The organism is Yinghuangia aomiensis (assembly GCF_039542225.1).
In the GTDB taxonomy this organism is placed as follows: Bacteria; Actinomycetota; Actinomycetes; order Streptomycetales; family Streptomycetaceae; genus Yinghuangia; species Yinghuangia aomiensis.
The window spans coordinates 37,136-51,643 of record NZ_BAABHS010000003.1 but is presented as its reverse complement, the minus strand read 5'-3'; the positions used below and the strand labels follow the sequence as shown (position 1 = coordinate 51,643).

Genomic DNA, 14,508 nt, shown 5'->3' with positions numbered 1-14,508 from the left:
GGACGGGCCTGCCGTCGGTCCCGGAAATCCTCGCACGCGGCGGCCTCCGGCGCCCAAACGCCAGGAGAACGCGCGCTCCGCACGCGACGATCACGCACCATCAAAGGTATATGAGATGACAAACCAGGCATGATCTTCGGCGCTCCGGGAAAGCGTATGCGGATACAACCGCCGAGGAGGAGGCCGTCGTGAGCATGGATCGGGCACGAGAGCAGGCACGCGACGTGTCTGGCCGGACCGTGGTCTGGATCGCGCCCCGTGCCGCACATGCACGGGATTCCGCAGCGCAGTACGCCGCGGACGCCCGCGAATGGGCGGCGCCCCGACTCGCCGCCGCGCTCGTCGCCGCGCGCGAGCAGGGCCAGACGCGCGTACTGCCGGCCATGGACAACGCACGCATGCGCGCCGCGGCCTACAGCCGCGACCGCGTCGTACCGGCGCTGCCCCCGCGCGCCCAACTCGTCGTGGAGAACGCCCGCCGCCGTTACGAGGACGAGGTGCGGCCCCGCGCCGTCGCGGCCGCCGTCGCCGCCCGGGACGCGAGCGAACCCGCCCTGGCCGAGGCCCGCGCCCGCGCCGAGGCCGCCGCCGTCGCGCTGCGCGGCGACGTCAGCGCCGCGGAGATCCGCAAGCTGGCCAAGCAGAAGAAGCGCCGCAAGAACCGCCGCATCTTCATGCTGGCTCTGGCGATCGGCGCCACGGCCGGCTGGGTGTGGTGGCAGCGCAAGACCGAAGAGCCCGAGTGGAAGGCCGACGAGAGCCTGCCCGCGGCGCCCGCACCGGGCATGAGCCCGGACGCCTACCGCGGCGAGCCGGTGACCGACCCCGGAAGCGTCGGCACCGCGGACCACGATGGCGACGAGACCGGGAACCTGCAGGACGCCGCCAAGAGCAAGCACCGCCGCGGCCACCACTGAACGGCTCCACAGAACGGCTCAGACAACGCCGAAGGCCGGACACCCCTGGGGGTGTCCGGCCTTCGGCGTTGCCGCGACCGCGAGGAGCGCGGCTGTGCTGTGGAGCCATGGGGACTCGAACCCCAGACATCTGCCTTGCAAAGGCAGCGCTCTACCAACTGAGCTATGGCCCCGGATATCCGCCGAACCCGACGGGACGGCGAGCGCTACGAGCATACCGAAGAACCGGCACCCGGGTCCGCGCATATCCCGGGCCCCGGCCGAGTCGGCCGGGGCCCGGGGATGTGACCCGGAGCCGTGGCGCGGTGTCGCGGATGTCCCGCGTGTCCCCCGCCGGTCGCGCTCGCGCCGAACCCGTTAGGCGGGCGGCTGCTGGTAGTAGGCCTGCGGACCCTGCGGCGGAACCGGTCCGCCGCCCGGCATACCCGGATAGCCCGGCATCCCGGGGGCACCGGGCGCACCCGGGTAACCGGGCATCCCCGGAGCACCCGGCATCATGCCCATGCCCGGTCCTGGTGGGTAGGCCCCCGGGCCCATCGCGATGCGCTGCGCCTGCATCGTGGAGATCCGGTGCACGACGAGGATCGCCAGCACGGCGGCGGCCAGCCGCAGCACGCTCGCGGTGCCGGAGAGCGAGTCGGCCGTCTTCGCGTTGCTGAGGTAGGTGTCGAAGGTGACGTTGCCGTTGTCCAGGTCGTCTTCGGAGTCGCGGAGGCTCAGCCCGATGGTGAAGAGCACCATCGAGGCCACCCACGTGCCCCACCACGCCCACAGCAGGCCCTTGCCGCCCGCGCGCCCGCCGGGATGCGCGGCCCGCATGTCGCTGCCGTTCGCGATGTCGTTCGCGACGATGCCCGGGAGGACGAAGCCGGCCACCGGGATGAACCAGCCGCCGATCGCCCAGCCCTTGGACAGCTTCGGCCGGGGACCCTGCCACGCCTCGATGTTCGCGCGTGCGCGGTAGGACCAGATGATGTACAGGACGGCGATCGGCAGCCCCGAGATCACGGTCAGTGCCAGGGACGCCTTGACCGGGTCGTCCGCGTCGCCGGCGTCCATGAGCGCGCTGAAGTCGCCGTCCTGGATGTCCCCGAAGACGGACGCGCGGTGGAAGAACGCGTAGGCCGAGTACACGGCGACGGCCGCCGCGATCCCCATCAGGATGTTCGTGGCGATCGCCAGACTGCCCAGCGGCTTGGGCGGCGCGGGCGCCGCGTAGCCGGGACCCCACCCCATCGGCGGCGGCGGGGCGTACGGCATCTGCGGTGCCGCGACGGGAGTTCCGCACTGCGGGCAGAGTGCGCTGCCCGCGGGCAGGGGACTACCGCATCTGGAACAGGGCATGAAGGAGATCCCCCCGGAGTCGGGTCACTCGGATGGCCGGATCCGCGCCGCGCCACCGAGCCGGTTGCGTGCAGCGCATCATGCCGTGTCGGCTCCGTGGGCGCTACCCACGCAACGCCGGGCGGCCGTGCGCGATTGCGGCGTAGGAAACACCGCGGGCCCCGGCCGTGTCGGCCGGGGCCCGGAAGGGGTGTCTCGGGTTATCCCGCGAGTGCCTGCGTGCGCGCGGGTGTCAGCGCGCGGAGCCGGCCGGGACCGGGTCGGTCGCCTCGGTCCACAGATCCTGCTCGGCACGGTCCGCCTGGATCTGCCGGTAGACCAACAGGCCGGCAACTGCGGCCAGGGCCACCAGGATCAGCTTCTTCATCGCGTGCCTCTCCGTCCTGCGAGTGACGTCCATGCCCCGGACACCGCACAGGAATCCGGGATGCCCTCGACAATAACAGCTTGATTACCGCGGCGTGCCGAACCGCACGGGTGGTGCGGTGGTTCCACGTGGAACCACCGCGGCACCGTCAAGGAGCGGCGCAGAGCACCTCGGCGACGATGGCGTGCCGGCCGTTGTCGGTGTTCGCCGCGCGGACCGCCCAGCCGGTCGCGGTGGGGAACGACTCGTAGTGGAGGACCGTCGCGTCGCCGATGGCGGCGCGGCCGCGCCGCCGCCGACCGCATGCTGGTTCGCCGGGCAACTCGCCACACTGATCGCCGTATTGCCGCTGATCGTGTTGCCGATCCGGTGCGTGATGGACGGGTCCGACGTGCACACCACCACGGGCGTCACGGGCACGCCTCATGACTTCCCTCTCGGGAGTCGGACCACCGGGACGACAGGGGACAACGACCCGGTTGCCCCAGCTCGGGGCACCCACTCCCGCCCACCGGGAAATCCACTCGCTCGGCGGTCGCACGAGCAGACCACTTCGCAGCCGCGCCCACGCCACCGCCTTTGGGGGTTGTGGAACTTGCGTGGAACCGGCACCCCCGGGAGTCACCCAGTTGCAACGCGCGCCTATCGCATTATCACTCTGGAAATCTGCATGAATACGCAGTGTTACATCCCTGCTCTCCCGCATCGGTATCTGACGAAAGGGCACATCGATGCCTGCGTCCCTGCGTATGACGACGAAGACTCCCGCGGTACGACGGCTGGCGGCCGCCGCCGTTGCGCTGGGCAGTTGCCTGGCGCTCTCCGTGCCGACGGGGACCGCGGACGCGGCACCCGCCGACCCCGTGCCGACCGTCTTCTACGGCGATTCCTACACCGCCAACTACGGCATCGCGCCCGTCAACAACGAGAACGACCCGAGCAGGGCCCTCTGTTTCCAGGCGAAGGAGAACTACCCCGCCCTCGCCGCCCGGCGCCTTGCGGACAAGGGCGTCAAGCTCGACGTCCAAGCGGACGTCTCCTGCGGAGGCGCGCTCGTCGGCAACTTCTGGGAGGAGCAGACGACGTTCCCCGGCACGGACTACAAGGTCCCGGCGCAGCAGGACGCGCTCAAGCCGGACACCAAGCTGGTCGTGGGCAGCATGGGCGGCAACACACTGGGCTTCAACCGCATCCTCAAGCAGTGCTCCGCCAAGCTGCGCGAGCCGTCCCTGCTGCCCGGGGATCCGGTGGACGCGGACTCGCCGGCCGACAAGTGCCAGGAGTTCTTCGCGTCGGGGGACGGGCAGCAGTGGCTGGACTCCCAGTTCGAGGTGGTCGTCGGGCAGTTGGCGGAGATGTTCGACCGCATGGCGTACTTCTCCCCCGAGGCCACCCGGGTCCTGGTCGGCTACTCCCGGCTCGTGCCCAACGACACCGCCAAGTGCCTGACCCCGGCGCCCGGCCAGACGGAACTTCCGCTCGCCGACATCACCCAGGACGCCATGCCGTTCCTGGACCAGGTCCAGAAGCGACTGGACCAGGTCATGAAGCAGGCTGCCGCGGACGCCGGCGCCGAATTCGTGGAGCTGTACGGCCACACCTGGGCGAACACCGCCTGCGACGGGGCCGAGCGGGGGATCGGGGGGCTGCTGGAGGACTCCCAGGTCGAACTCTTCGGGCAGAAACTCCCGTGGTACGGGCACCCCAATGAGCGTGGACGGGACATTCAGGCGCAGCGCGTGGCCGACAAGATCGAAGAAATCCTCAACCAGTAGGAACCGCACGGCCTCCTGCCGATAGCCGCGCCGCACACCACACGTCACGCAGCGCGGCTCTCGGCAGCACTCCGGAACGAGGTCCGAAACGGGGCCGCACCCGCGCCTGGAGAGAGGTATGCGCGTTCGGGCGCAGTGGTGTGGGGTGGTGGCTCAGCAGCCGTACCGCCGCCGTGGTCAGTGCCAGTACTGCCACGAAGGCTGCGGCCTGCCGGGGGTGGCCCTCGGCGAGCGTGACGACGGTCGCGCCGAACACCAGCGTCTTCACGGCCACGGTCAGGGCCGGTATGCGAACGCGGGCGCGAGGGGCGGCGAAGATCGCCCACAGGCTGGTGGCCATGGCCAAGGCGGCCACCGCGCCGAGTGCGCGGGCCGCCGGTTCGGTGGCGAGCGTGGAGCCTGCGCCCGGGTGATGATCGGGTCGCCACGTAATCCCGGAAACCGTGGGCAACGTGTGCAAGCCCGAGCCGGCCGTTCGCGTGGACCAGTTCCGGGATTACCTCGCCGCCCCCGACGATGCGCTCGGTCTCCGCATAGTGGCGCACCACTCCCTTTGCGGGGTCTTCGATCCAAAGCGAGATGCCCGCTCCGGCCATGGGAGCGGCCGGCAACTCGTCTCGCAGGGCGCTCGGGGCCATCCTCTCGACGTGCCCGTGAAACCGTTCCTGAGATCCGGGCTCGGTCGGCGCAAGCGACGCCTGCTCGCCGCACGAAACGCATCCGCCAGGCCGCTCGGCGAAGAACGGGTGCCGATACACGGTCACCTGGTCGCGGGGTACCCCGCACAACGTCCATCCATCCAAGAGCCCATGCTCCACGAGAGGCGAATCCGTCTCCCGGCACGCGGCAAACAACACGGGACGCATGCGGACCGAAAGGGTCCATAGCTTCGATCCATTGCCGACATTGCCGACACGACGGCACTGACGACGGCACTGCACCTGCTCGCGGGCCGGTGATTAACCGCGTGCCGGAAAGACGGCCCCTAAACGGCCCCTAAAACGATCAAGGCCACCTACCCGGTGAACCGGATTGGTGGCCTGACGTGCACACTCTGAGTGGGCCTAACAGGACTTGAACCTGTGGCCTCTTCCTTATCAGGGAAGCGCTCTAACCGTCTGAGCTATAGGCCCTCGTTGGTGTGCTCCAAGAGAGTACCGCACCCCTTCCCGCACGCCAAAACGGGATTCCGGCCGTCGGGCAGGGGTGCGGCGAGGCGTCAGTCTTCCTCCGCCAGGGTGACCTCGATGCCGCCCGTGAAGGACGCGCTGAGGTTGTAGAGGAAGGCGCCGAGGGTCGCCAGGGCGGTGACCAGGACGACGTCGATGATGGCGATCGCCGTGCTGAACACCATGGTGTTCTTCATCGACAGCGTGGCCTTGAGGTCGAAGCCCTGCGGGTCCGTCTCGGACTGGGTGACTTCCTTGACGGTGTTGCCCAGCGAGTTGAAGACGCCGAGGCCGTCGAGCACCAGCCACAGCACGGTGACGGCGACGATGGTGACCACGCCGAGCGCCACGGACAGCAGGAAGCTGACCTTCATCACCGACCACGGGTCGACCCGGGCGGCCTTGAGCCGGGCACGCCGGGTACGGGTCGGGCCTACCGCGGCCGCAGCCGCGGACGGGCGCGCGGCGGAGGCCGCGGGGCGGGCCGCCGGGGCGCCCGCCTGGGTCGGGTTCTGCGCCATGGTCCCCACCTGCTGCGCTGACGTCTGGTTCTGGTCGGCGGCCGGGCGCGCGGTCGTCATGGTGCTCGTCGCGGACCGGCCGTACCCGTCGCTCCCCGACGGGTTCTGCCGCGAATCCGCACGGCGGCGGCTACCGCCGGACGCCGCACCGGACTTGGCCCGGCCGCGAGTACCCCCGGAGGTGCCGCCGGACGTCCCCCCGGACGTCCCGCCGGCGGCGCCGGCCGCGGGAGGCCTCGCCGCGGGGCGCGGCGGCGTCGCAGGGGCCGCCGCGGGCGGGGCCGGGGGAGGAGCCGCAGGACGGGGCGGCACCGCGCCGGAGGACCCGCCTTGCGGGGACTGTCCGCTCACGCCGCACCTCGCCCGCACGCGGCCGCGAAGCCGCGCCTCTCCCGGGAGTTCCGCGGACCGCGGAACGCTCCCCGCTCAACCGACCGGTGCCTCACGCGTCACCTTCCTGCCCGGAGGCCGCCGCGGCGCCCTCGGTTTCCGGGTCGCCGACCACATCGCCTTCGGGATCGCCCTCAGGCTCCGGCTCGGCATTCCGCGCGATGCCGACCACCGCATCGCCCTTACCCAGGTTGATTAGCTGCACGCCCATCGTGTCACGCCCGGTGTCCCGAACTTCCGAAACACGGGTGCGGATCACACCGCCGCCGAGCGTGATCGCCAGGATTTCGTCCGTTACATCCACAACCAGCGCCCCGACCAGCGAGCCCCGGTCCTCCACGATCTTCGCGGCCTTGATGCCGAGGCCGCCACGGCCCTGCACACGGTACTCGTCGACGCTGGTCCGCTTCGCGTACCCGCCGTCCGTCGCGGTGAAAACGGACGTTCCTTCGCGCACCACGCTCATCGACAGCAGCTCGTCGCCTTCGCGGAAGCTCATGCCCTTCACGCCCGACGTGGCCCGGCCCATCGGCCGCAGCGCGTCGTCCGAAGCGGTGAACCGGATCGACTGCGCCTTCCGGCTGACCAGCAGCAGGTCGTCCTCGGCGGACACCAGCTCGGCGGCGATCACCTCGTCGTCCTCGCCGGCCTCGTCCGCACGCAGGTTGATGGCGATGACACCGGCCGCGCGGTTGGTGTCGTACTCCTTCAGCGCGGTCTTCTTGACCAGGCCGGCCTTCGTGGCGAGCACCAGGTACGGCGCCACCTCGTAGTCCCGCAGGTCCATCACCTGGGCGATCTTCTCGTCCGGCTGGAACGCCAGCAGGTTCGCCACGTGCTGCCCGCGGGCGTCGCGCCCGGTGTCGGGCAGCTCGTACGCCTTCGCGCGGTACACCCGGCCCTTGTTCGTGAAGAACAGGATCCAGTGGTGGGTGGTCGTCACGAAGAAGTGGTCGACGATGTCGTCCTGCTTCAGCTGCGCGCCGCGCACGCCCTTGCCGCCGCGCTTCTGCGAGCGGTACAGGTCGGTGCGGGTGCGCTTGACGTAGCCGCCGCGCGTGATGGTGACGACGATGTCTTCTTCGGCGATGAGGTCCTCGATGGACATGTCGCCGTCGAACGGCACCAGCGCGCTGCGCCGGTCGTCGCCGTACTTGTCGACGATCGCCGCGAGTTCCTCGCTGATGATCTGCCGCTGCCGCTCCTCCGACTGCAGGATCGCGTTGTACTCGGCGATCTTCGCCATCAGCTCGTCGTACTCGGCGGTGATCTTCTGCCGCTCCAGGGCCGCGAGGCGGCGGAGCTGCATCTCCAGGATCGCGTTGGCCTGGATCTCGTCGATCTCCAGCAGGCCCATGAGGCCCGTGCGGGCTTCCTCGACGGTCGCCGACGCGCGGATCAGCGCGATGACCTCGTCGATCGCGTCGAGGGCCTTGAGCAGCGCGATGAGGATGTGCGCGCGCTCCTCGGCCTTGCGCAGCCGGAAGCGGGTGCGGCGCACGATGACCTCGACCTGGTGCTCGACCCAGTAGCGGATGAACGCGTCGAGGGGGAGCGTGCGCGGGACGCCGTCGACCAGCGCGAGCATGTTCGCGCCGAAGGTGTCCTGGAGCTGGGTGTGCTTGTAGAGGTTGTTGAGCACGACCTTGGCGACCGCGTCGCGCTTGAGCACGATCACCAGGCGCTGGCCGGTCCGCGAGCTGGTCTCGTCGCGGACGTCGGCGATGCCCTGGATTCGGCCGTCCTTGACCAGCTCGGCGATCTTCAGCGCCAGGTTGTCCGGGTTGACCTGGTAGGGCAGTTCGGTGACGACCAGGCACTGCCGGTTGTTGATCTCCTCGACCTCGACCACCGCGCGCATGGTGATCGAGCCGCGGCCGGTGCGGTACGCGTCCTCGATGCCGCGGCGGCCGACGATCAGCGCGCCGGTGGGGAAGTCCGGGCCCTTGATCCGTTCGATCAGCGCCTCGAGGAGTTCCTCGGCGGACGCCTCGGGGTTCTCCAGGTACCACTGCACGCCCGACGCGACCTCGCGCAGGTTGTGCGGCGGGATGTTGGTGGCCATGCCGACCGCGATACCGGCCGAGCCGTTGACCAGCAGGTTCGGGAAGCGCGACGGCAGGACCTCGGGCTCCTGCTGGCGGCCGTCGTAGTTGGGCCCGAAATCGACGGTCTCCTCGTCGATGTCGCGCATCATCTCCATGGCCAGCGGGGCCATGCGGCATTCGGTGTAGCGCATGGCGGCCGCCGGGTCGTTGCCCGGCGAGCCGAAGTTGCCGTTGCCGTCGACGAGCGGCATGCGCATCGACCACGGTTGGGCGAGGCGGACCACGGTGTCGTAGATCGAGGTGTCGCCGTGCGGGTGGTACGAACCCATCACGTCGCCGACGACGCGGGCGCACTTGTAGTAGCCCCGCTCGGGCCGGTAGCCGCCGTCGTACATCGCGTACAGCACGCGGCGGTGCACCGGCTTGAGGCCGTCGCGGACCTCGGGGAGCGCACGCCCGACGATCACGCTCATCGCGTAATCGAGGTACGAGCGCTGCATCTCCGTTTCCAGCTCGACCTCTTCGATGCGGTCGCTCGTGGGAGTGGGAGGGGGGGTCGCGTCGACCATCTCTGGTCCGGTTCCTTTCGCACTGCGGCGTACCGCGTTCGGATGTTCGGGTGGTGGTACGCCGCGTGACCTGTCGAGGCGTCAGACGGTTGCGGGGACGGACCGGTTGCAGACCGGCGGGAATTCGCCGGCCGCAACCGTCCGGTGCGGTCCGTCAGATGTCGAGGAAGCGCACGTCCTTGGCGTTGCGCTGGATGAACGAGCGGCGCGCCTCGACGTCCTCGCCCATGAGGATCGAGAACAGGTCGTCGGCGCGGGCGGCGTCCTCCAAGGTGACCTGGAGCAGCACGCGGTGCTCCACGTCCATCGTGGTGACCCGGAGTTCCTCGGCGTTCATCTCGCCGAGGCCCTTGAAGCGCTGGATGGCGTCGTCCTTGGGCAGCCTGCGGCCGGCTTCGCGGCCGATCTGCAGCAGCGCGTCGCGCTCGCGGTCGGAGTACGCGTACTGGATGTCGTCCTTGCCCCACTTGATCTTGTAGAGCGGCGGCTGCGCGAGGTAGACGTGGCCGGCCTCGACCAGCGGGCGCATGAAGCGGAAGAGCAGGGTGAGGAGCAGCGTGCGGATGTGCTGGCCGTCGACGTCGGCGTCGGCCATCAGCACGATCTTGTGGTACCGCAGCTTCTCGATGTCGAAGTCGTCGTGGATGCCGGTGCCGAAGGCCGAGATGAGCGCTTGGACCTCGGTGTTCTGCAGCACCCGGTCGATGCGGGCCTTCTCGACGTTCAGGATCTTGCCGCGGATCGGCAGGATCGCCTGGAACATCGGGTTGCGTCCGGACTTGGCGGAGCCGCCCGCCGAGTCGCCCTCGACGATGAAGATCTCGCACTTCTCGGGGTCGTTGCTCTGGCAGTCGGACAGCTTGCCCGGCAGCGACGCGGTCTCCAGCAGGCCCTTGCGGCGGGTCAGGTCGCGCGCGCGGCGGGCCGCGACGCGGGCGGTGGCCGCCTGGATCGACTTGCGCACGATGTCGGCGGCGTCGACGGGGTTGCGGTCGAACCAGTCGGCGAGGTGCTCGTTGACGACCCTCTGGACGAACGTCTTGGCCTCGGTGTTGCCGAGCTTGTCCTTGGTCTGGCCCTCGAACTGCGGCTCGGCCAGCTTGACCGAGATGATCGCGGTCAGACCCTCGCGGATGTCCTCGCCGGAGAGGTTGTCGTCCTTGTCCTTGAGCAGCTTCTTGTCGCGCGCGTAGCGGTTGACCAGCGTGGTCAGCGCGGCGCGGAAGCCCTCCTCGTGGGTGCCGCCGCCGTGCGTGTGGATGGTGTTCGCGAAGCTGTACACGCCTTCGGTGTACTGCGAGTTCCACTGCATGGCGATCTCCGCGGAGATCCGCCGGTCCTTGTCCTCGGCCTCGAAGTCGATGACGTCCTTGTGGATCGGCTCGCCCTTGCGCGAGTTGAGGTACCGCACGAAGTCGGAGATGCCGCCTTCGTAGTGGTACGTCACGCTGCGTTCGGTCTCTTCGGCGTCCAGGTGGTCCGGCCGCTCGTCGATCAGGACGATGGTCAGGCCCTTGTTGAGGAACGCCATCTCCTGGAAGCGGCGCGACAGCGTCTCGAACGAGTACGTCGTCGTCTCGAACACGTCCGGGTCGGCCCAGAACGTCACGCGCGTCCCGGTCTCCTCGGTCGCCTCGTGCCGCTCCAGCGGATCGACCGGCTCGCCGAGCTTGTACTCCTGCGTCCACCGGTAGCCGTCGCGCTTGATGTCCACGGCAAGCCGGGTCGACAGCGCGTTCACCACCGACACACCGACGCCGTGCAGGCCGCCGGACACCGCGTAGCCCTCGCCGCCGAACTTGCCGCCCGCGTGCAGCACGGTCAGCACCAGCTCGACCGCCGGACGCTTCTTCGTCGGGTGCTCGGCAACCGGGATGCCGCGGCCCCGGTCCAGCACACTGACCCCGCCGTCGGCCTGCAGCCTGACCTCGATGTGGTCGTTGTGGCCCGCGAGCGCTTCGTCGACCGCGTTGTCCACGACCTCGTAGACGAGGTGGTGGAGACCGCGCTCACCGGTCGACCCGATGTACATACCGGGACGCTTGCGGACCGCCGCAAGGCCTTCGAGCACCTGGATCGAGCTGGCGTCGTACGACGCACCGTTCGGTGAAGGCGCCCCGCTGCCGGAGGAGTCTGCCACGTGATTCTCCTTGGGGTTGCCGGGGTCGGCCACAAAGCGCCCTTTCTGGCACAGCACGGCCCCCTGCCCGATGGCGCGGGGCGGGGAGCCGCGGAAGTCGACACTGGGTAATCCGCTCAAGCGGACTGCTCCCATAGTCTACCGGTCCGGACGACACAAACGGGGGTTACCAAGGGCCCTCAGTTCGTGTGTGGCGCTCTGGCGGACCTTTCCACAAGTCCCCCCATGCGCCAGGGGGTGTTTCGCGGCTCTCATGCCGCCTGACGGGCCCGACCCGCACCGTCCATGACACCCTGTCAGCCGGGTACGACAGCCGGTTGCCGGAGCCCCGGGGAACCACCCCGGACCACCCCCGCCAGGCCGCACAGCGGCCCCACACCCGGCCCCTCGGCCGACTTCCGCACGCCCCCGGCGCACCCGCCGCGTCAGCGCCCCGCCGACCAGCGGCCCCGGCGCCGCTCCGACGCCGGACCCCGCACCTCGATATACGTCACGGTGCCGTCGCCCAGTTCCTGATTGATCCGCTTCAGCAACTGCGGGGCCAGCCACCGCGCCTGCGTCGCATAGTTGTCGGAGTCCGCGCGCACCACGAGACGCCCGTCCTCGAACCGCTCCGGCACGCAATGCGCCGCGATGCCCGGACCGACGATGTCCGACCAGCGCCCCATCACCCCGTGCACCGCCGCCGGCGTCTGCCAGCCGCGCTCCGCGATCATCCGCCCCATCACCCGGCGCAGCGGCTGCGGATCCCGGTCGTCCGGACCGGACCCGCTGCGGCGCAACCCGCGGCGGCCGTCCCGCCGTTCCTGCTGCTGGTCGAACCGGTCCTTGGCCTGCGCACGGGCCTGCATGAGCGCGGCGCGCGCGAGGTCGATGCCCTTCTTCTCCGGCTGCCTCGCCGGCTGATTCCCGGATGGTGCCCCCGAAGTCCCGGCCGTACCGGGCCCACCGGCGTCCGTACCCGGCGCGGGAGAAGGAAGATCCGCGGCCACTACACGGTCCTCCGCACTTCGCCCGCGGCGACCGCGTAGCGCGCGCCGGCCAGCGCGGGCGGGACGTCCTCCTCGACCGCGGCGGTGACCAGCACCTGCTCGCCCGGCGCCACGAGCCCGGCCAGCCGCTCCCGGCGGCGCGCGTCCAACTCGGCGAACACGTCGTCGAGGATCAGCACCGGCTCGCCGCCGTCGGCCCGCAGCAGCTCGTAGGAAGCCAGCCGCAACGCCAGCGCGTACGACCACGATTCGCCGTGGCTCGCATACCCCTTGGCGGGCAGCGGCCCCAGCTTCAGCAGCACGTCGTCGCGGTGCGGCCCGACCAGCGTGATGCCGCGCTCGATCTCGCTCGGACGCTGCCGCCCGATCGCCTCCATCAACGCATCGTGGATCCGCCCGCGGTCCGGCGGCAGCGGCTCGTCCCCGATCGAGCTCCGGTACTCCAGCACCGTCGGGCCACCGCCGGAGGACAGCGCGTCGTACGACTTGTCCACCAACGGCTGCAGCGCACCCACGAGTTCAAGGCGCGCCGCAGTCAACTCCGCACCCGCCACCGCGAGATGCGAATCCCACACGTCCAGCGTGCTCAGCGACGCCCCGCGGCCGCCCGCCCGGCGCGCCATCGCCGCGGTCCGCAGCAGCGCGTTGCGCTGCTTGAGGACCCGCTCGTAGTCCTGCCGCACACCGAGCATGCGCGGCGCCCGCGCGGTCAGCAGCTCGTCGAGGAACCGCCGCCGCTCCCCCGGGTCGCCCTTGACCAGCGCCAGGTCCTCCGGCGCGAACAGCACGGTCCGCAGCAGCCCCAGGATCTCCCGCGGCTTGGGGACGGGCGAGCGGTTGATGCGCGCCCGGTTGGCCCGGCCCGGATTGATCTCCAGCTCGGCCAGCGTGGTCCGGCCGTCCCGGACGACGCTGCCGCGGACATAGGCGCGTTCCGCGCCGAGCCGGACCAGCGGCGCGTCGTTGGCGACCCGGTGGCTGCCCAGCGTGGCGAGATAGCCGACGGCTTCGACCAGGTTGGTCTTGCCTTGGCCGTTGGGACCCACGAACGCGGTGACGCCGGGGTCCAGCGGAACCTCGACCCCGGCATACGAGCGGAAGTCGGCGAGTGACAGGTGCGCGACGTACATGGCTGACGATGCGGCGCCCTCCGCGCCGGCCTCCCCTCACAACGGCTGGACAAGCTGTTCGACTGCGGCCCCCCACGGGCCCTGGCGACCCCGGGGACGGCGGTCGGCGCCGCCCCGGGGTCCGGCTGCTACTTGGTCGACTCGACCGCGTGACCGCCGAACTGGTTCCGCAAAGCGGCGACCATCTTCATCGACGGCGAGTCGTCCTGGCGCGACGCGAAGCGGGCGAACAGCGACGCGGTGATCGCGGGCAGCGGCACCGCGAGGTCGATCGCGGCCTCCACCGTCCAGCGTCCCTCGCCGGAGTCCTGCGCGTAGCCCTTGAGCTTGTCGAGGTGCTCGTCGTCGTCGAGCGCCCGGACCGCCAGGTCGAGCAGCCACGAACGGATGACGGTGCCCTCCTGCCAGCTGCGGAACACCTCGCGCACGTCGGTGACCTCGTCGGAGGCCTCCAGCAGCTCCCAGCCCTCGGCGAAGGCCTGCATCATCGCGTACTCGATGCCGTTGTGGACCATCTTGGCGAAGTGGCCCGCGCCGACCTTGCCGGCGTGCACATACCCGGAGTCGCCTTCCGGCTTGAGCGCGTCGAAGACCGGCTTGGCCTTGGCCACGTCGGCCGCGTCGCCGCCGCACATCAGCGCGTAGCCGTTCTCCAGGCCCCACACGCCGCCGCTGACGCCGCAGTCGACGAAGCCGATGCTCTTGGCGGCGAGCTTCTTGGCGTGCGCGATGTCGTCGGTCCAGCGGGAGTTGCCGCCGTCGACCACCACGTCGCCCGGGGACAGCAGTTCGGCGAGGTCGTCGATGGTGGACGCGGTCGGCGCCCCGGCCGGGACCATCACCCACACGACGCGCGGCGTGGGCAGGCTGTCCACAAGCGCCTTGAGGCTGTCCACATCGGCGATGTCGGCATTGCGGTCGTAACCGACGACCGTGTGGCCCGCGCGGCGGATCCGCTCGCGCATGTTGCCGCCCATTTTGCCGAGGCCGACGAGTCCAAGCTCCATGTCCCGCATCCTTACTTCGCTGCCCTGATGCCGATGGTTACGGCACCGTCTGCTGGTGCCCCTTGTGGCGGCATTCAGACATCGGTGCGCTGGTCGGGCCGCGGGGCGGTACCCCGCAACGGCCCACGAGCGTGCCCGG

12 protein-coding genes and 2 tRNA genes are annotated in these 14,508 nt (G+C 70.4%); 2 read left to right on the top strand and 12 right to left on the bottom strand.

What is annotated here, in order from left to right:
• Positions 1-194: 194 nt before the first annotated feature.
• Entirely contained in the window at positions 195-917 is a 723-nt protein-coding gene (locus ABEA93_RS04595; RefSeq protein WP_345674284.1) for a DUF5324 family protein, read from the top strand.
• Positions 918-1,017: 100 nt separating this feature from the next.
• Here ABEA93_RS04595 and ABEA93_RS04590 read toward each other — a convergent pair.
• The 4 genes from ABEA93_RS04590 to ABEA93_RS04575 form a co-directional block, all read right to left on the bottom strand.
• Positions 1,018-1,090: transfer RNA gene (locus tag ABEA93_RS04590), tRNA-Ala, on the bottom strand.
• Between the two features lie 184 nt (positions 1,091-1,274).
• Positions 1,275-2,177 carry a DUF4328 domain-containing protein gene (locus ABEA93_RS04585; RefSeq protein WP_345673962.1) on the bottom strand — a complete coding sequence of 301 codons (903 nt, stop codon included), beginning with the start codon at positions 2,175-2,177 and terminating at the stop codon, positions 1,275-1,277.
• A gap of 316 nt (positions 2,178-2,493) precedes the next feature.
• A complete protein-coding gene (locus tag ABEA93_RS04580) occupies positions 2,494-2,628 on the bottom strand; it encodes a DLW-39 family protein (RefSeq protein WP_345673961.1) in 135 nt (44 codons plus the stop codon).
• Between the two features lie 148 nt (positions 2,629-2,776).
• Positions 2,777-2,950, bottom strand: coding sequence for a hypothetical protein (locus ABEA93_RS04575; protein WP_345673960.1), 174 nt, complete (start codon positions 2,948-2,950; stop codon positions 2,777-2,779).
• Positions 2,951-3,377: 427 nt separating this feature from the next.
• Here ABEA93_RS04575 and ABEA93_RS04570 point away from each other — a divergent pair, with 427 nt between their 5' ends.
• Complete coding sequence (locus ABEA93_RS04570) at positions 3,378-4,403, top strand: SGNH/GDSL hydrolase family protein (RefSeq protein ID WP_345673959.1); 1,026 nt, start codon at positions 3,378-3,380, stop codon at positions 4,401-4,403.
• Here ABEA93_RS04570 and ABEA93_RS04565 read toward each other — a convergent pair.
• The 8 genes from ABEA93_RS04565 to gnd all read right to left on the bottom strand — a co-directional run bounded on the left by ABEA93_RS04565 (position 4,393) and on the right by gnd (position 14,447).
• The gene (locus ABEA93_RS04565; protein ID WP_345673958.1) at positions 4,393-4,854 is read right to left on the bottom strand and encodes a DUF2568 domain-containing protein; all 462 of its coding nucleotides are present in this window, start codon (positions 4,852-4,854) and stop codon (positions 4,393-4,395) included. The genes ABEA93_RS04570 and ABEA93_RS04565 overlap by 11 nt on opposite strands.
• Before the next feature lie 608 nt (positions 4,855-5,462).
• A tRNA-Ile gene (locus ABEA93_RS04560) sits at positions 5,463-5,536 on the bottom strand.
• Positions 5,537-5,622: 86 nt separating this feature from the next.
• Complete coding sequence (locus ABEA93_RS04555) at positions 5,623-6,153, bottom strand: DUF3566 domain-containing protein (RefSeq protein WP_345673957.1); 531 nt, start codon at positions 6,151-6,153, stop codon at positions 5,623-5,625.
• A gap of 382 nt (positions 6,154-6,535) precedes the next feature.
• Positions 6,536-9,100, bottom strand: coding sequence for a DNA gyrase subunit A (gene gyrA, locus ABEA93_RS04550; RefSeq protein ID WP_345673956.1), 2,565 nt, complete (start codon positions 9,098-9,100; stop codon positions 6,536-6,538).
• A 154-nt stretch (positions 9,101-9,254) separates the two neighbouring features.
• Positions 9,255-11,297: a DNA topoisomerase (ATP-hydrolyzing) subunit B gene (gene gyrB / locus ABEA93_RS04545; protein WP_345674283.1), complete on the bottom strand. Its 2,043-nt coding sequence runs from the start codon at positions 11,295-11,297 to the stop codon at positions 9,255-9,257.
• A 368-nt stretch (positions 11,298-11,665) separates the two neighbouring features.
• Positions 11,666-12,232: a DciA family protein gene (locus ABEA93_RS04540; protein ID WP_345673955.1), complete on the bottom strand. Its 567-nt coding sequence runs from the start codon at positions 12,230-12,232 to the stop codon at positions 11,666-11,668.
• A complete protein-coding gene (gene recF / locus ABEA93_RS04535) occupies positions 12,232-13,362 on the bottom strand; it encodes a DNA replication/repair protein RecF (RefSeq protein WP_345673954.1) in 1,131 nt (376 codons plus the stop codon). Before recF ends, ABEA93_RS04540 begins: the two co-directional genes overlap by 1 nt.
• 128 nt (positions 13,363-13,490) lie before the next feature.
• On the bottom strand, positions 13,491-14,447 hold the full coding sequence (gene gnd, locus ABEA93_RS04530; protein ID WP_345674282.1) for a phosphogluconate dehydrogenase (NAD(+)-dependent, decarboxylating): 957 nt from the start codon (positions 14,445-14,447) through the stop codon (positions 13,491-13,493).
• Positions 14,448-14,508: the final 61 nt, after the last annotated feature.

Coding starts and splice junctions, on each gene's coding strand:
- gyrA (WP_345673956.1), bottom strand. CDS start 9,100: ATGGTCGACGCGACCCCCCCTCCCACTCCCACGAGCGACCGCATCGAA.
- ABEA93_RS04580 (WP_345673961.1), bottom strand. CDS start 2,628: ATGAAGAAGCTGATCCTGGTGGCCCTGGCCGCAGTTGCCGGCCTGTTG.
- ABEA93_RS04585 (WP_345673962.1), bottom strand. CDS start 2,177: ATGCCGTACGCCCCGCCGCCGCCGATGGGGTGGGGTCCCGGCTACGCG.
- ABEA93_RS04595 (WP_345674284.1), top strand. CDS start 195: ATGGATCGGGCACGAGAGCAGGCACGCGACGTGTCTGGCCGGACCGTG.
- recF (WP_345673954.1), bottom strand. CDS start 13,362: ATGTACGTCGCGCACCTGTCACTCGCCGACTTCCGCTCGTATGCCGGG.
- ABEA93_RS04555 (WP_345673957.1), bottom strand. CDS start 6,153: ATGACGACCGCGCGCCCGGCCGCCGACCAGAACCAGACGTCAGCGCAG.
- ABEA93_RS04570 (WP_345673959.1), top strand. CDS start 3,378: ATGACGACGAAGACTCCCGCGGTACGACGGCTGGCGGCCGCCGCCGTT.